The following is a 15554-nucleotide window of genomic DNA, read 5'->3' on the forward strand; positions in this document are numbered from 1 at the left end:
CGTCCAGATTTGCGACTCACGCAACCTCCGTGGCGAATGCGGGATGCTCGGCGGCCAGGCGGCGCTGAAGCTGCGCCACCTGCGGGTGCGGTCGCCACGAGCAAGCGCCGAGCCGCGCCACCGGCAGGATACCGCGCACGGCATTGCACAGGAAAACCGCGTCGGCCGCTTCGACTTCGGTCACAGCCAGACGCGCCTCCCGCGCGCCCAGCGCGCCGATCGCCCATTCCCGGCAGACGCCGGCGACGCCGCAACGGTCGATCGCTGGCGTGGTCCAGCGGCCGTCGTGCAGCACGAACAGGTTCGCGGACGTGGCGCTGACCGCGTCGCCTTCGGTGCTGAGCATGAGGCCTTCGTGCGTGTCCGCATCGCGCCATTCGGCACGCGCCAGCACCTGTTCGAGCCGGTTGCAGTGCTTCAGGCCCGCCAGCGCGGGCTGCAGCGCCAGGCGCGTCCGGCACCAACGCAGGGTCAGTCCGTCGGCCGGCGTTGCGGGCGGGACGTCGTGGCGCGAGAGGATCCAGTGCGGCGTCGCCGGTTCCGGCGGCGCGTAGCCGCGCCCGCCGTTGCCGCGCGTGACGATGAGCTTGAGCACCGCCTCCGCACCGTCGAGCAGATCGCGCGCCTCGCCGCGGGCGCGATCTTCATCGGGCAGCACGATGCCCAGCGCATGCGCGCCGCGCTGCAGGCGCCGCCAGTGAGCGGGCCACCAGTGCACGTCACCGCGATGCGCGCGCATGGTTTCGAACAGGCCGTCGCCGTAGGCGAGGCCACGGTCGAAATCCGGCGTGGCCGCAACGACCGCGTCGCCGACGAAGTGGCGCACGCTCACCCGGCCACTCCCAGGGCGCGCAGCATGCCGCGCGCCTTGGCGCGGGTTTCCTCGAGTTCCTTTTGCGGATCGGAGTCCGCGACGATGCCCGCGCCGGTGCGGAAGCGCAGCGTGGCACCTTCGTCCGTCGATTCGAGCTCCGCGCTGCGGATCAGGATGTTGAGGTCGAGGTCGCCGTCGCGGTTGAGCCAACCCATCGCGCCGGTGTACGCGCCGCGGCCCACGCCTTCCAGCTCGGCGATGATCTGCATGCAGCGCACTTTCGGGCAGCCGGTGATCGTCCCGCCGGGGAACACGGCGCGGATCACCTGCCCCGGCGTCGCATCCGCGCGCAGTCGGCCGCGCACGTTGCTGACGATGTGGTGCACGTGCGCGTAGCTTTCCACCGTCATCAGTTCGTCGACTTCCACGCTGCCCGGCGTGCACACGCGGCCGAGGTCGTTGCGTTCAAGGTCGATCAGCATCACGTGTTCGGCGCGTTCCTTCGGATGGCCGACCAGTTCCTGGATGCGCGCCGCGTCGTCGTCGCCGGCGAAGCGCGGTCGCGTGCCGGCGATGGGACGCGTTTCCACGACATCACCGCGCACCGACACCAGACGTTCGGGCGAAGCGCTGACGACCGCCCAGTCATCGCCCGCGAACACGCCGGCGAACGGCGCAGGGTTGTTCTCGCGCAGGCGCTGAAAAAGCTCGCCCGCCTGCACGTCGCGATCGAAACGCGCGCGCCAGCCGCGCGACAGGTTGGCCTGGAAGACGTCGCCGGCGGCGAGGTAATCGAGCACGTTGCGCACGCCGTTGGTGAAGCGCTGCGGTTCGTCCTCCTCCAACGCGACCGGCGGGAGCCACGCTGGCAGCGCGGGCTGCGCAGCGAGCGCGGTCACGTCGTCGAGCACACGGGCGCGCACCGAGTCGTGACCGGTTTCCACGACCAGCACGCATTCGCCGCTGGTGTGGTCGCGCAGCACCGCCGCCGGGCACCGCAGGGCGAGCGCCACGGGCAGCTGGCCTTCGGCGCGCGGCAGTCGAAGGATCGGCTCCACCTGCGCGGCCGCTTCGTATCCCAGCAGCAGCGCCCAGCCGCCGCGGAACGGCCAGCGGGGTTCGTCGCGCGGGACGCGTTCGGCCTGCCAGCGGGCGTCGAGCGCGGCGAAGAAATCGTTGCCGACGCCTTCGCCGGTTTCGTCGCGCACGGCGCCGTCGGCTGCCAGGCGAAGCGCACCTTCGCCCGCGACCAGGAGCAGGTCCCAGCGTCCCTGCGCGGTGCCGTGCGCGCTGGATTCCAGCAGCAGCGGGTAGCGCGCGGGCGACAGGCGCTGCAGCGACAGGAGGTCGAAGGAATTCGGCAGGGGGTGGGTCAGCAGCATGGCGATATTGTCGTCTATCGCGACGTGGATAAGGCCGCGGGCCACGTCGGGGCGGGCCGTCATTCCGGCCACGCGGCGTCCGGCGATCGGCGCCGCCGCTGTTTCGTCACCCCAACCCCTCTCGCAGAGGGAGAGTGGCTCGGATGCCAGGCCCGGAAACGACGATCCCCGCCGGGGCGGGGATCGTCGGGACCGCAGGGTGGACAGCCGTCAGATGCGCTTGAAGACCAGCGTGCCGTTGGTGCCACCGAAGCCGAAGCCGTTCGACATGGCGACGTCGATCTTCTTCTCGCGCGCGATGTTGGGCACGTAGTCCAGATCGCAGCCCTCGCCCGCCTCGAACAGGTTGATGGTCGGCGGGATGATGCCCGCATGCAGCGCCAGCACGGAGAAGATCGCCTCCACGCCGCCGGCCGCACCGAGCAGGTGGCCGGTCATCGACTTGGTCGAGCTGACCATCGTCTTGTACGCGTGGTCGCCCAGCGCGCGCTTGATGGCGAGCGTTTCGGCCAGATCGCCCAGCGGCGTCGAAGTGCCGTGCGCGTTGAGGTACTCGATCTGGTCGGCGTTGACGCCCGCGTCCTTCATCGCCGCGACCATGCAGCGCGCCGGGCCTTCGCCGTTCTCGCTCGGGGCGGTCATGTGGAACGCGTCGGAGCTGGCCCCGAAACCGGCGAGCTCGCAGTAGATGCGCGCGCCGCGGGCCTTGGCGTGTTCGTACTCTTCCAGCACGAGGATGCCCGCGCCGTCGCCGAGGACGAAGCCGTCGCGGTCCTTGTCCCACGGACGCGAGGCGTGCGTCGGGTCGTCGTTGCGCGTGGACATCGCCTTCATAGAGCAGAAGCCCGCGACCGACGTCGGCGAGGAACCGCGCTCGGCACCGCCGGCGACCATCACGTCGGCATCGCCGTACTGGATCATGCGCATCGCCATGCCGATGGAATGGTTGGCGGTGGCACAGGCCGAGACGGCGGAGAAGTTCGGGCCCTTGATGCCGGTCAGCAGCGAAACCTGGCCCGGCAGCATGTTGATGATCGTGCTGGGCACGTAGAACGGCGAGACCTTGCGCGGGCCGCCGTCGTGGAACTTGATCGTCTGCTCTTCGATGCCGAGCAGGCCGCCGATGCCCGAGCCGATCAGCGCACCGATGCGCTCGGCGTTGGATTCGTCGACGGTGATGCCGGCGTCCTTGATCGCCATCAGCGATGCGGCGACGCCGTAATGGATGAACTCCTCCATCTTCTTCGCGTCCTTCGGATTCACCCACTGGGTGATGTCGAAGTCGCGCACCTGGCCCGCGATGCGGGTGGTGAAGTTGGTGGCGTCGAAATGGGTGATCGGGCCGATGCCGGAACGACCGTTGACGATGCCATCCCAGGTGGTGGCCACGTCGTTGCCCAGCGGCGACACCGCGCCCAGGCCGGTGACGACTACGCGTCGGTTGTTCATGAAGCACTCCGTCTGACACTACGCCGGCGTATCGTCCGGCTGATAAGACGCGGGGCCGCAATGTGCGGCCCCGGTCTGGTTTTCTGCTTGCATTACCAGGCGCCTGCGGAGGCGTTGGTTTTCCTGGACGCCCGGCCGCGAAGCCAGGCTCCAGCGCAGCGCTTACGACTTGACGTGAGCCTTCACGTAGTCGATGGCCTGCTGCACCGAGGTGATCTTCTCGGCTTCTTCGTCCGGGATCTCGCACTCGAACTCTTCTTCGAGAGCCATCACCAGCTCGACGGTGTCGAGCGAGTCCGCGCCGAGGTCGTCGACGAACGAAGCGTTGTTGGTGACTTCTTCTTCCTTAACGCCAAGCTGTTCGACCACGATCTTCTTGACGCGCTCTTCGATGCTGCTCATGGGTTCTCACTCCTCCCGGGACGGGATATTCGACGGAATAGTCTAAATGAATCACGGACGATCGCGAGCATACGCGAAAGCCCTTTGAGTTCAAGCGGTTACAACTGAAACGTTGGCTTTCCTGCGAACCATTACGGCATGTACATGCCGCCGTTGACGTGCAGGGTCTCGCCGGTGATGTACGCGGCCGACGGGCCAGCCAGGAAGGCCACCGCGCGGGCGATGTCCGCCGGCTCGCCGAAGCGGCCCAGCGCAATCTGGCCGAGCATCGCGTTCTTGGCGTCTTCCGGCAGCGACTTGGTCATGTCGGTGTCGATGAAGCCCGGCGCGACCACGTTGACGGTAACGCCTCGGCTGCCGATCTCCTTCGCCAGCGACTTGCTGAAGGCGATGATGCCGGCCTTCGCGGCGGCGTAGTTCGCCTGCCCCGCGTTGCCGGTCACGCCGATCACGGAGGCGATGTTGATGATGCGGCCCTTGCGTGCCTTCATCATCGAGCGCATCACCGCCTTGCTGGTGCGGTAGACGCTGGTGAGGTTGGTGTCGAGGATGGCCTGCCAGTCCTCGTCCTTCATGCGCATCAGCAGGTTGTCGCGGGTGATGCCGGCGTTGTTGACGAGGATCGAGATCGCGCCGATGTCCTTGGCGATGCCGTCCATCAGCGCGTCGATCGAGGCCGCATTGCCCACGTCGAGCACGCGACCGTGGCCGCCGTGCGCAGCGAGGCGTTCGGCGATGGCCTTCGCGCCGGACTCGGACGTCGCCGTGCCGATCACCGTCGCGCCCTGTGCGGCCAGTTCGTCGGCGATCGCCGCACCGATGCCACGGCTGGCGCCGGTGACCAGCGCGATTTCGCCGGACAGGATCTTCTCGCTCATGCGTTCTTCCATTCTTCGATAGCGGTTTGGAACTCGCCCGGCGTGCCGATGGCGCGCGCGTCGATGTTCTTGTCGATGCGCTTGGCGAGGCCGGCGAGCACCTTGCCCGGTCCGCACTCGGCCATGCGCGTGACGCCCTTGCCGGCGAGCGCCTGCACGCAACCGGTCCACTGCACGGGCAGATAGAGCTGGCGCACGAGCGCTTCGCGGATCGCGTCGACATCGCCGTGCGCGCGCGCATCGACGTTCTGCACGACGGGACGGTCGGGCATGCGCCACGACAGCCCGGCCATCGCTTCGGCCAGACGGTTGGCAGCTTCGCGCATCAACGGCGTGTGCGAGGGCACGCTGACGGCGAGCTTCACCGCCTTGCGTACGCCGCGTTCGCCGAGCATCGCCAGCGCCTTGTCCACCGCGGCCGCGTGACCGCCGATGACGATCTGGCCGGGCGAATTGAAATTGGCCGGCACGACGACTTCGGTGCCGGAGACTTCATCGCACACTTCCTGCACCAGCGCTTCTTCGGCGCCGAGCACGGCGGCCATCGCGCCGACGCCGGTGGGCGCGGCTTCCTGCATGAGCTGACCGCGCAAACGCACCAGGTGCGCGCCGTCCTTCAGCGACAACGCACCGGCGGCGACGAGCGCGGTGTATTCGCCCAGGCTGTGGCCTGCCAGGAACGCCGGAGAGCGACCGCCCTGCTTGTGCCAAGCGCGCCACACCGCCACGCCCGCGGCGAGCAGCGCCGGCTGGGTGTATTCGGTGCGGTTGAGCATTTCCTCGGGACCGCCCTGGCTCAGCGCCCACAGATCGACACCGGCGCCATCGCTGGCTTCGACGAACGCGTCGCACACGATCGGGTGCAGCTCGGACAGCTCGGCCAGCATGCCGAGCGACTGCGAGCCCTGGCCGGGAAACACGAAGGCCAGCGAGGCGTCGTTAGCGGGGGAATCGGTCACGCATCGGTCCCAGGGAAAAGAGTGCGCATGATACGAGTGTTTGCTCTAGGGCGTCTGTACCGCCACGTACTGAAACACCCTTGTCCTTCGCGAACCGTGAAGCACGTCGGCCGCAAGCGAAAACGCCCCCGCCGGATATGGCGGAGGCGTTTGTGGAACGACGCGCGAAGGCTCAGTAGCGCAGCAGCGCCGAGCCCCAGGTGAATCCGCCACCGAAGGCTTCCAGCAACAGCAACTGGCCGCGCTGCACCTTGCCCGAGCGCACCGCTTCGTCCAGCGCCAGCGGCACCGAGCCCGAGGAGGTGTTGCCGTGGCGATCGACGGTGACGACGACGCGCTCCATCGGCATGTCCAGGCGCTTGGCCGTGGCTTCGATGATGCGCAGGTTGGCCTGGTGCGGGATCAGCCAGTCGATGTCGTGGCGATCCAGACCGTTGGCTTCCAGCGTTTCCTCGACCACGGAGTCGAGCGCCTTCACCGCGTGCTTGAAGACTTCGTTGCCGGTCATCAGCACCTTCACGCCGGCGTTGTGCTCTTCCGGCTTGAAGCCGACGGACACGCCGACCGGATTCCACAGCAGCTCCTTCTTGCCGCCGTCGGCGTGCATGTGGGTGCTGAGGATGCCGGTTTCGGTATCGGCCTTGAGCACAACCGCGCCCGCGCCATCGCCGAACAGCACGCAGGTGGAGCGGTCGCTCCAGTCGAGCATGCGGGTGAGCGTTTCAGCGCCGACCACGAGCACCGTCTTGGCCGAACCGGAACGGATGAACTTGTCCGCCACCGTCAGCGCATAGACGAAACCCGTGCAGGCGGCGTTGACATCGAACGCGGGGCAGCCGTTGGCACCGAGGCGGTGCTGCAGCAGGCACGCGGTCGAAGGGAAGATGAGATCGGGCGTGGTGGTGCCGACGACGATCAGGTCGAGATCCTTCGCGTCGATGCCGGCAGCTTCGAGCGCGCGGATCGAGGCGTGGTACGCCAGGTCGCTGGTGGTCTCGCCTTCGGCGGCGATGTGGCGCTCGCGGATGCCGGTACGCGCCGCGATCCACTCATCGCTGGTGTCGACGATCTTGGACAGGTCGTCGTTGGTCAGCACCTTCTCGGGAAGGTAGCTGCCGGTTCCCGCGATGCGGGAATAAATCTGTTGCGTCATCGCCACTCCGCTGCACAGCCGTTATGGCCCGTTCGGGCACTTGCCGGGGAATCTTCCACCGGACAGGCCGGCGAAAGTGCGCCGCCGCGATCGTTCGCTACGACGGGCTGTCGCTGCCCCGCGTTACCTTTCGGCGGCGGACAGTTCCGGGCCCGACGGCATCCGCGCGCGTCTGGCGACGCGCGCGGGCGCGGCGGTGGGCGAAGAGCTTACTCTTCGTCGACAACCTTGGTCTTGGTGTCGATCACCTTCTTGCCGCGGTAGTAACCGTCAGCGGTGACGTGGTGACGCAGGTGGGTCTCGCCCGTGGTCGGGTCGGTGGCCAGCTGCTTGGCGGACAGCGCGTCGTGCGAACGACGCATGCCACGCTTGGACGGGGAAACGCGGGACTTCTGGACAGCCATGGTCTTGCTCCAAAAAAACTAGTTCGAATGTTTCTTCAATGCCGACAACGCGGCGAATGGGTTTTCGCGCTCGGGCTCCGGCGCCTGGTCGGGCGCGGGCCAATCGCTTTCCACTGCCTCCGTGCCGGGCATGATCGGCACGACCGGAACGGCGAGGATGAGTTCGTCCTCGACCAGTTCGACGGTCCGCAGCTGGCCGTCATCCGGCACCAGCAGCGGCTCGTATCCGGGCGGCAGCCCGGCTTCGTCCGCTTCGTCACGGATAAGGCCAAGCCGCTGCACGATGTTCACCGGCAACAGGAACCGCTGCAGGCTGCGCTGACAGGTCAGCGGCAGCTCGGCATCGATACGCAGTTCGACATAAGGCACTTTCAGCGAATCGCTATCGAACTCGAGCGCGAACCGCACCTCACCTTCCGTGTCGACCAGGCTGTCCCGCAGCCGCGTCAGCGCCGACAACGGGACGCGACCTTCCAGGCCGCGCCGTGCCGCCACCATGCGCCAAGCATCAAGAATCCCGGGCAGGTCTGCTGACATAAGCCGCGGAATGTTAGGGACCGGGGGCCGCCATGTCAAACCTGAACCCGCGAGTTCACGGTTCCGCCGCGCAACATTTGCCGGCCGGTGGGCGGGGCTTCAGACTGGCCTCCTTCCGTCCGTCTTGCGGCCATCCTCGTGACCATCGCCCTGCTCCTGCTGCTGTCTGCCCTCGTGATCGCGGCGTTGGCCTATTCCCGCACCCGGCCCCGCCGGCGCGAGCGGGCCATGCGCGACGTCCTGGACGCCGCCGATGCGCTGGAAGCCCAGCTGCGCGTGGCGCGGGCCGAGATCGAGGCGGTCACCGGCGGCGACGGCGACGACCCGGTCGGCGAGGCCATGCGCGAGATGCTCCGCCAGCGCCTGTGGCTGCGTGACCACGGCCCGGACGCCAGCCTGGAGCAGCTCGACGAGGTGCGCAGCTCCATCGACGCCGCCCGGGACCGGATCGACCAGCAATTGTCGCGCATCGCGCAGGCACGCGCGCCGGTCGCATGAGCGCCCCGCCCCGGCTGATCCTGGCCTCCACGTCCGTCTACCGTCGCGAACTGCTGGGCCGGCTGCGGCTGCCCTTCGACACCGATCGCCCTGGCACGGACGAGACTCCCCACCCCGGCGAGGCGCCCGAGGCGCTGGCCCGCCGCCTGGCCCACGCCAAGGCCGCCGATGTGGCGGCTCGCCACCCGGGCGCCTGGGTGATCGGCTCCGATCAGGTCGCCGAGTGCGGCGGCCGGGCGCTGGGCAAGCCCGGTGCGCATGCCGCGGCGATCGCGCAGCTGGCGTCGATGTCCGGCCAGGCGGTGCGCTTCCACACCGGCCTGTGCCTGGTCCGAGACGGCCAGCCGCCGCTGGAGGCGATGGACTGCACCGTGGTGCGGTTCCGTACGCTGGACACGGACGAAATCGAGCGCTACCTGCAGGCCGAGCAGCCCTACGACTGCGCCGGCAGCTTCAAGTCCGAAGGGCTCGGGATCGGGCTGTTCGAGGCCATCGAGAACCGCGATCCGACTGCACTGATCGGCCTGCCGCTGATCGCCACCGCCCGGCTGCTGCGCGAGGCCGGCTTCCGCCTGCCCTGAGGCACGCTCCCGGGTTCAGTCGGCCAGCTCGATCGGCTGCTCCGCCCAGGTTTCCACGCTGCCGTCGCGGCCATGCAGCCGCAGACCGAGCCAATGCCGCCCGGGGCGGATGTCGCGCCCGGTCAGGTCGACCCGGGCTTCGAAGCCGACCTTGGGATGCAGCGGATCGTTGGAACGCGGCCAGACGCGCTGCAACCCCTCGAACTCGCGCCCGTAGCGCGCCTGCCCCACGGCCACGCCATTCAGCGTGACGTCCACGCCGGACAGGCCGACGCCGTCCTTGAATGCCCAGCCGCGCACGTCGAAGCGGCGTCCCACGCGCGCGCCGATGACGGGCGCGTCGATCCACGCCATCGACGGCGTCGTGCACGGGCCCGCGGCGGGCGTTCCCTGCAACGCGAAGAGCAGGAAACGCTGGCGCCCGTGATCGATGTTGAGCACTTCCGGGGCCGGCAGCGGACCGACCATCTCGCACAGTGCGTGGTAGCGGTCGAGCAGATCGCGGTACTTCACTTCGGTCGCGCCGACCACCAGCAGCACCGGCGCTGCGCCCCACTGCGAACGACCTTCCGTGTGCAGGCCCCACAGGCGCAACTGCGGTGCCCGGCCGTGCTTCTGGTTGATCGGATGGTCGAGCACCGGAATGCGCGCGTCGCCGAGTGCGAAGCCGAGCTCGGCGCCGATCTTGAAGTTGTCGGCCACCACGCGCGTGCCGGCAGGCATCGTCGCCGTGCGCGCGCGCACGGCATCGGCCAACGGCTCCCATCCGGCGAAGTTGGACGGATACCACTTCTCCGCGGCGCTCGCCTCGCGCCATGTCGCGCTGGACACGGCGACGTAATAGCCCAGGTTCGCCACCAGCCCGATTGCCGCCAGCCACACCGTCGCCAGTCGCCACGCGCGCGGCCACGACGCCAGCACCGCCGGCACCAGCGGCATCAGCGCCAGGTAGCCGGGCAAGGGCCAATGGAAACTCACGCGTTCGGTGTCGGCGAAGAAGCCCAACGCGAAGAAGCCGGCGACCACGCCCGTGCCCAGCAGGGCGAAATAGCGGGACACCGTCGAGGCACACGCGAGACTGCGCCGCGCCGCCACTGCCATCGCGGCGAACAACAGCGGCGTCACCAGCAACGCCTGGACCGCGATGAAGAGCAGTCCGTCGGCATGGAACGACCACGGATGGCGATCGACCAGCTGGAAGCGCAATCCGGCATCGGCGTTGTCCAGGTTCCACGCCACCAGCGGCGCCCACGCCGAAGCGCCGAATGCGATGGCGACCATCACGCGCACATCGCGCAATGCGCGGCGGCCGTCTTCCAGCAGCACAAGCGCAATGAAACCCACGACGATCACCGCGATGAAGCGGTAATGGCACAGCGCGCCCAGCGCCAGACCCGCGGCCAGTTCGAGCGCGGCCTGCGCGCTCACCTGCCGCAACAGGCGCGCGCCGGCATCCAGGCACAGCAGCGTCGCCAGCGCCATCGCCGCATCGGGCAGCGCCATCAGGCCCAGCGAGCCGGCCAGCGGCAGCAGCAGCGTCAGCAGGCCGGCCTGCCAGCCCACCTTCGTGCCGAACTCCCGCGAGGCGATATGCACCATCAGCAGCGGCACCGCCGCGCCAATGAGCAGAAACGGCAAACGCAGCGCGAACGTGTTCTCGCCGAACGCCACGCCCAGGCGCGTCAGCCATGCGGTCAGGCCCGGAAGATCCGAATACGCGGCGGCCGGATGCTGGCCTTCCTGCCAGTAGAAGGCTTCATCGACGAACAGCGGCAAGCGTGCGGCGATGAGCAACTTCACCGCCAGAACCGAGACCCACAGCACCCAAAAGGCACGCCGCGCGCGCACTGCATCCCGCATCCGATCGTGACCTCGCTACACTCGGGAGAAATCGGTGCGCCGTGCGCCGCCGGGCCGACCCGGCACCGCCGGACCGCCGCCGCGTGGAGGGGAACCCGGGCCGAGCGTCGCCATCGACGCCCGCCGGTCCGCGCGGCAATTCGCGACGCACGACGGCTACACCTTCCAGGAGACACGCACGATGGCGGTATCCCTTTCGACGGCGGCCATGCTAACCGATGGCCTTCGTGCATCCCTCGACCGCGCGCAGACACAGGTCAACGGACTGGTATTGGGCAAACCGCAGGAAGTGCGGCTGGCCTTCGTAGCGCTGCTCGCGGGCGGCCACCTGCTGATCGAGGACCTGCCGGGCCTGGGCAAGACCACGCTGGCGCATGCGCTGGCCGCGACGCTGGGGCTGGACTTCCAGCGCGTGCAGTTCACCTCGGACCTGTTGCCGGCCGACGTGGTGGGCGTGTCGGTGTTCGACCCGCAGGCGCGCGAGTTCCAGTTCCACCCCGGCCCGGTCTTCACGCAGGTGCTGCTGGCCGACGAGATCAACCGCGCCCCGCCGCGCACGCAGAGCGCGCTGCTGGAGGCGATGGCCGAGTACCAGGTCACGGTGGATGGCACGACGCATCCGCTGCCGGAGCCGTTCTTCGTGATCGCCACGCAGAACCCGGTGGACCTGTCGGGCACGTATCCGCTGCCGGACTCGCAACTGGACCGCTTCCTGCTGCGCCTGAGCCTGGGCTACCCCGGCGAGGCCGCCGAACGCGACCTGCTCGCCGGCGCCGATCGCCGCGACATGATCGCGCGCGTGATGCCGCTGCTGGGCACGCAGGACGTGCTCGCCGCGCGCCAGGCCGTGCAGGAAATCCACGCCAGTGAAGCGCTGATTTCCTACGTGCAGGCGCTGCTCGCGCGCAGCCGCCGCCACCCGGGCGTGCGCGTGGGCCTGTCGCCGCGCGCGGGCCTGGCACTGCTGCGCGCCGCGCGTGCGTACGCGCTGCTGCTGGGCCGTGCGCATGTGCTGCCGGAGGACGTGCAGGCGCTGTTCCCCGCCGTCGCCGCGCACCGTCTGGTGGCCGAGGTCGATGCCGGCAAGGACGCGGCGCTGGCGAAGGCGATCCTGCACGCGGTGCCGGTGGACTGATCCATGCCCGTCGCCGCCGCACGGCGCCTGTACCGCCGCGCTCACGAGATCGCCATGGTGTGGACGCAGCCGCGCGATCCGGAGTCGCTGCCGGCGCGTTTGCACCGCCGCCGCATCTACGTGCTGCCCACGCGCTTCGGAATGTTCTATGCGTTCGCGCTGCTGACGATGCTGGCGGGCGCGCTGAACTACAACAACAATCCCGCGCTGCTGCTGGGCATGCTGCTGGGTGGCGCCGGCCTGGCGAGCCTGATCGCCGCGCAGATGCAGTTGGCGGACATGGAACTGGTGGCGGCCGAGGCCGAGCCCGTCGCCGCCGGCACGCCAATGGCGCTGCGCCTTCATGCGCGCGCCAATCCGGGCCGCGCGCGGCGCGGTGTGCGGCTGGACGATGACGGGGCATTCGATGCCGAACCGGCGGTGCTCAGTCTCGACAAGGGCGTGGGCGACGCGCAGTTGCTGCTGCCCACGCAACGCCGCGGCTGGCTCGACCTGCCCCGCCTGCGTCTTTCCACCACGCGCCCGCTGGGACTGGCGCGGGCCTGGGCCTATGTCTGGCCGGAGTCGCCCCTGCTGGTCTATCCCGCGCCCGAGGCACACGGGCCGCCGCTGCCCACCGGCCACGGCGACAGCGCGCAGGCGCGCCTGAACCCGGCCGGCGACGACGTCCACCACCTGCGTGGCTACCGGGCCGGCGACTCGCGCCGTGCGATCGCGTGGAAGCCCTCGGCGCGTCGCGACGCGCTGATCGTGCGCGAGTTCGAACAGCCCATGGGGGCCGAAGTCGTGCTGGACTGGCACACCGCCGCGGGCGTGCCCTACGAGGGGCGCATCTCGCGGCTTGCGCGCTGGATCGACGAAGCCGAGCGCGAAGGACGTCGCTACCAGCTGCGCCTGCCCGGCCAGCCCGCCCTCGGCCCCGACCGCGGGCCCGCCCATCGCCACGCCTGCCTGCGCGCCCTGGCGCTGATGCCGCATGTCTAGCCATCCGTCGATGCCCCTGGACGAGTCCACCCGCCGCTGGGCGCTGCTGAGCGCCGGCTCCTGCCTGCTGCCGCTGCTGCTGCAACTGCCCCCGCAGCTGGGCGGCGCGATCGCGGTGAGCGCCGCGGGCGTCGTCGCGCTGTCGTGGCGCCATCCGATGCCGGGGCTCCTGCGATTGCTGATATCGCTGGCGTTGATCGCCGCCGTGTTCGGGCTGAGCCGCTTCGCCATCGGTCGCGACACCGGTTGCGCGTTGCTCGCGGCCATGCTCGCGATAAAACCCGCCGAGACCTTCACCCTGCGCGATGGCCGCAGCCTCATGGGCTTCGCGCTGTTCGCGCCGTTCGCGACGTTCCTGCTCGACCAGGGACCGCTTTCGCTGGTGCTCGCCCTGCTCGCGGTCGTGCTGGTGCTGTCCACGCTGCAGCGCCTGGCCGAGCTGGAATCGCATGACGTCGCCACCGTCCCGCTGCGAAGCCGGCTGACGGGCGTGGGCAAGCTGCTCGCGGTGGGCTTGCCGATCGCGCTGGCAGCGTTCTGGCTGTTCCCGCGCATGGGCACGCCCATGTGGGGCATTCCCGAACGCGCGATGGCCCGCACGGGCCTGTCGGACCGGATGAGCCCGGGCGACTGGCTCGACCTGATGAGCGACGACACGCCCGCATTGCGCGTGCGTTTCTTCGGCGCGACGCCGGACACCTCGCAGATGTATTGGCGCGGGCCGGTGCTGTGGAATTTCGACGGACGCACCTGGACGCAGCCGCGCTGGCGGCCGGGACAAGCCGACACCCTGGCCGAGCCCGGCGCCACGCGCTGGGACTACGAGATGGAAGTCGAGCCGACCGATACGCGGCAGCTGGTCGCGCTCGATCTGCCGCTGAACGTGCCGCAGGGCACCTATCTCAATCCCGACCACGCGCTGCAGACGTTCCGCCCGCTCGGCGCGATGACGCGCTGGCGCATGCAATCCGCGCCGCCGGCGCGTTACGAGACGAACCTCTCGCTGGCCGCACGTCGGTATGCACTCATTCTTCCCGACGGATTCAATCCCAGAACCGTGGCGCTGGCACGGCAATGGCGCACGCAGGCAGGCCCGGCCGGCGATGCCGCGATCGTCAACCGGGCCCTGGACTGGATCCGGCGCGACTTCGCTTACACGCTGGAAACGCCGCTGCTGGGCCGGCACTCGGTGGACGAATTCCTGTTCGACCAGAAGGCCGGATTCTGCGAACACTTCAGCTCTGCCTTCGTCGTGCTCATGCGCGCGGCGGGCGTTCCGGCGCGCGTGGTCACCGGCTACACGGGCGGCTATCGCAATCCGATCGGCGACTACTGGCTGGTGCGTCGCTCCGATGCGCATGCCTGGGCCGAAGTGTGGCTGCGCGATCGTGGCTGGGTGCGCGTGGATCCCACCGCGGCCGTGGCGCCGGAGCGCGTCTATGACACGCTCGATTCGCGGGCGTTCGCGGGCCCGGCGTTCCAGGGTGTGCGCACGCTGACCGATGTCGCCGACTGGATGCGTCGCGGCTGGAACGATCTGGTGGTCGCCTTCGATGCACAGCAGCAGCAACGCCTGCTCCGTCCGTTCGGCATCGAGCGGCTCGACGATCGCGCGCTGATCGTGCTGCTCTCCGGCGCCCTCGGCCTGGGTCTGTTGTGGATGGTCTGGCTCAGTCGCCGCAACGAACGCGAACGCGATCCGGTGCTGCGCGCATGGCATCGCCTGGGCCGTCGCTACCGCCGTTTCGGCCTGGAGCGCGAAGCGTCCGAACCCGCATCCACCTGGGTGGCGCGCGTGGCGGCCGCACGCCCAGACCTTGTCGCAGAGCTGTCCACGCTCAGCCAAAATTTCAGCGATTGGCGGTACGCTGATGCCGAACCGGGGGGACGTTCGGCTCGCGCCTTGACCAAGGCGTTGCGCGCGCACCGCCCGCCCGCGACTTCTCCAGGAGAACGCCGATGAACGTCCGTCTCACCCTGTTGGCCGTCAGCGCCGCCCTGCTCGCGGCGTGCGCAACGGGGCCCCAACCGCTGCAGGGCAGCTTCACTGCGATCACGCCGCGCGACGCGACCGCGACCGACAGCACCGGCGCCCCGGTGCGCTGGGGCGGCCGCATTGTCAGCGTCGAGCCGCAGCAGAACCGCACCTGCTTCGAGATGATCTCCACCCACCTCAGCGATTCCGGTCGCCCCTACTGGGGCAGCGACGACACCGGCGGCCGCTTTCTCGCCTGCCGCAGCGGCTTCTACGATCCGGAGGTGTTCGAGAAGAACCGCGAAGTGACCTTCGTCGGTCGCGTTGCCGGCTACGAGAACCGTCGCATCGGCCAATACGACTATCGCTTCCCGCGCGTGGAGGCCGACGTCGTCTATCTGTGGCCGGAACGCGAAACCGTGGATGCGATGGCCTACCCGGCGCCGTGGCCGTGGTGGGGGTGGTGGTAAGGGCCGGGATTGGGGATTCGGGATTCGAGGTTCGAGGTTCGCAGAAACAAAAAGCCCGCCGAATGGCGGGCTT

At 69.3% G+C, this 15554-nt stretch carries 16 protein-coding genes; 6 read left to right on the forward strand and 10 right to left on the reverse strand.

Annotation, left to right across the window (positions count from 1 at the left end; translation table 11 throughout):
* Positions 1-16: 16 nt before the first annotated feature.
* From pabC to AAFF32_RS16480, 9 genes are all read right to left on the reverse strand, one after another.
* The gene (gene pabC, locus AAFF32_RS16440) at positions 17-832 is read right to left on the reverse strand and encodes an aminodeoxychorismate lyase (protein WP_342315783.1); all 816 of its coding nucleotides are present in this window, start codon (positions 830-832) and stop codon (positions 17-19) included.
* Positions 829-2196 (reverse strand): aminodeoxychorismate synthase component I, encoded by a 1368-nt coding sequence (locus AAFF32_RS16445; protein WP_342315785.1) that lies wholly within the window; start codon positions 2194-2196, stop codon positions 829-831. Before AAFF32_RS16445 ends, pabC begins: the two co-directional genes overlap by 4 nt.
* 210 nt (positions 2197-2406) lie before the next feature.
* Positions 2407-3645: a beta-ketoacyl-ACP synthase II gene (gene fabF, locus AAFF32_RS16450; protein ID WP_216962429.1), complete on the reverse strand. Its 1239-nt coding sequence runs from the start codon at positions 3643-3645 to the stop codon at positions 2407-2409.
* Between the two features lie 162 nt (positions 3646-3807).
* Positions 3808-4047, reverse strand: coding sequence for an acyl carrier protein (gene acpP / locus AAFF32_RS16455; RefSeq protein WP_031373652.1), 240 nt, complete (start codon positions 4045-4047; stop codon positions 3808-3810).
* Between the two features lie 131 nt (positions 4048-4178).
* Positions 4179-4925, reverse strand: a complete 747-nt coding sequence (fabG, locus tag AAFF32_RS16460) for a 3-oxoacyl-ACP reductase FabG (RefSeq protein WP_216962432.1) — start codon at positions 4923-4925, stop codon at positions 4179-4181.
* Complete coding sequence (gene fabD / locus AAFF32_RS16465) at positions 4922-5884, reverse strand: ACP S-malonyltransferase (protein WP_342315787.1); 963 nt, start codon at positions 5882-5884, stop codon at positions 4922-4924. Before fabD ends, fabG begins: the two co-directional genes overlap by 4 nt.
* A 172-nt stretch (positions 5885-6056) precedes the next feature.
* The gene (locus AAFF32_RS16470) at positions 6057-7037 is read right to left on the reverse strand and encodes a beta-ketoacyl-ACP synthase III (protein WP_216962434.1); all 981 of its coding nucleotides are present in this window, start codon (positions 7035-7037) and stop codon (positions 6057-6059) included.
* Positions 7038-7246: 209 nt separating this feature from the next.
* On the reverse strand, positions 7247-7441 hold the full coding sequence (rpmF, locus tag AAFF32_RS16475; protein ID WP_158982056.1) for a 50S ribosomal protein L32: 195 nt from the start codon (positions 7439-7441) through the stop codon (positions 7247-7249).
* 18 nt (positions 7442-7459) lie between these two features.
* On the reverse strand, positions 7460-7978 hold the full coding sequence (locus tag AAFF32_RS16480) for a YceD family protein (RefSeq protein WP_216962439.1): 519 nt from the start codon (positions 7976-7978) through the stop codon (positions 7460-7462).
* 138 nt (positions 7979-8116) lie between these two features.
* Here AAFF32_RS16480 and AAFF32_RS16485 point away from each other — a divergent pair, with 138 nt between their 5' ends.
* Positions 8117-8476: a hypothetical protein gene (locus AAFF32_RS16485; RefSeq protein ID WP_216962442.1), complete on the forward strand. Its 360-nt coding sequence runs from the start codon at positions 8117-8119 to the stop codon at positions 8474-8476.
* Entirely contained in the window at positions 8473-9057 is a 585-nt protein-coding gene (locus AAFF32_RS16490; protein WP_342315788.1) for a Maf family nucleotide pyrophosphatase, read from the forward strand. The genes AAFF32_RS16485 and AAFF32_RS16490 overlap by 4 nt, the downstream gene beginning before the upstream one ends.
* A 15-nt stretch (positions 9058-9072) precedes the next feature.
* Here AAFF32_RS16490 and AAFF32_RS16495 read toward each other — a convergent pair whose 3' ends face one another.
* Positions 9073-10917 (reverse strand): glycosyltransferase family 39 protein, encoded by a 1845-nt coding sequence (locus AAFF32_RS16495; protein WP_342315789.1) that lies wholly within the window; start codon positions 10915-10917, stop codon positions 9073-9075.
* Between the two features lie 181 nt (positions 10918-11098).
* Between AAFF32_RS16495 and AAFF32_RS16500 the strand changes: the two genes are divergently transcribed.
* The 4 genes from AAFF32_RS16500 to AAFF32_RS16515 are packed head-to-tail and all read left to right on the forward strand — an operon-like array spanning position 11099 to position 15481.
* Positions 11099-12052, forward strand: coding sequence for an AAA family ATPase (locus AAFF32_RS16500; RefSeq protein WP_254200516.1), 954 nt, complete (start codon positions 11099-11101; stop codon positions 12050-12052).
* A gap of 54 nt (positions 12053-12106) precedes the next feature.
* Positions 12107-13036, forward strand: a complete 930-nt coding sequence (locus AAFF32_RS16505; RefSeq protein ID WP_216964206.1) for a DUF58 domain-containing protein — start codon at positions 12107-12109, stop codon at positions 13034-13036.
* Entirely contained in the window at positions 13029-14999 is a 1971-nt protein-coding gene (locus AAFF32_RS16510; protein WP_342315790.1) for a DUF3488 and transglutaminase-like domain-containing protein, read from the forward strand. The genes AAFF32_RS16505 and AAFF32_RS16510 overlap by 8 nt, the downstream gene beginning before the upstream one ends.
* A complete protein-coding gene (locus AAFF32_RS16515) occupies positions 14996-15481 on the forward strand; it encodes a Slp family lipoprotein (RefSeq protein WP_342315791.1) in 486 nt (161 codons plus the stop codon). The genes AAFF32_RS16510 and AAFF32_RS16515 overlap by 4 nt, the downstream gene beginning before the upstream one ends.
* The last annotated feature ends 73 nt before the right edge of the window (positions 15482-15554 follow it).

The organism is Lysobacter sp. FW306-1B-D06B (assembly GCF_038446665.1).
Taxonomy (GTDB): domain Bacteria; phylum Pseudomonadota; class Gammaproteobacteria; order Xanthomonadales; family Xanthomonadaceae; genus Lysobacter_J.

Bases quoted from the DNA above. Each gene is read 5' to 3' on its own strand.
- AAFF32_RS16445 (WP_342315785.1), bottom strand. From the start codon at position 2,196: ATGCTGCTGACCCACCCCCTGCCGAATTCCTTCGACCTCCTGTCGCTG.
- fabF (WP_216962429.1), bottom strand. From the start codon at position 3,645: ATGAACAACCGACGCGTAGTCGTCACCGGCCTGGGCGCGGTGTCGCCG.
- acpP (WP_031373652.1), bottom strand. From the start codon at position 4,047: ATGAGCAGCATCGAAGAGCGCGTCAAGAAGATCGTGGTCGAACAGCTT.
- fabG (WP_216962432.1), bottom strand. From the start codon at position 4,925: ATGAGCGAGAAGATCCTGTCCGGCGAAATCGCGCTGGTCACCGGCGCC.
- AAFF32_RS16470 (WP_216962434.1), bottom strand. From the start codon at position 7,037: ATGACGCAACAGATTTATTCCCGCATCGCGGGAACCGGCAGCTACCTT.
- rpmF (WP_158982056.1), bottom strand. From the start codon at position 7,441: ATGGCTGTCCAGAAGTCCCGCGTTTCCCCGTCCAAGCGTGGCATGCGT.
- AAFF32_RS16480 (WP_216962439.1), bottom strand. From the start codon at position 7,978: ATGTCAGCAGACCTGCCCGGGATTCTTGATGCTTGGCGCATGGTGGCG.
- AAFF32_RS16490 (WP_342315788.1), top strand. From the start codon at position 8,473: ATGAGCGCCCCGCCCCGGCTGATCCTGGCCTCCACGTCCGTCTACCGT.
- AAFF32_RS16495 (WP_342315789.1), bottom strand. From the start codon at position 10,917: ATGCGGGATGCAGTGCGCGCGCGGCGTGCCTTTTGGGTGCTGTGGGTC.
- AAFF32_RS16500 (WP_254200516.1), top strand. From the start codon at position 11,099: ATGGCGGTATCCCTTTCGACGGCGGCCATGCTAACCGATGGCCTTCGT.
- AAFF32_RS16505 (WP_216964206.1), top strand. From the start codon at position 12,107: ATGGTGTGGACGCAGCCGCGCGATCCGGAGTCGCTGCCGGCGCGTTTG.
- AAFF32_RS16510 (WP_342315790.1), top strand. From the start codon at position 13,029: ATGTCTAGCCATCCGTCGATGCCCCTGGACGAGTCCACCCGCCGCTGG.
- AAFF32_RS16515 (WP_342315791.1), top strand. From the start codon at position 14,996: ATGAACGTCCGTCTCACCCTGTTGGCCGTCAGCGCCGCCCTGCTCGCG.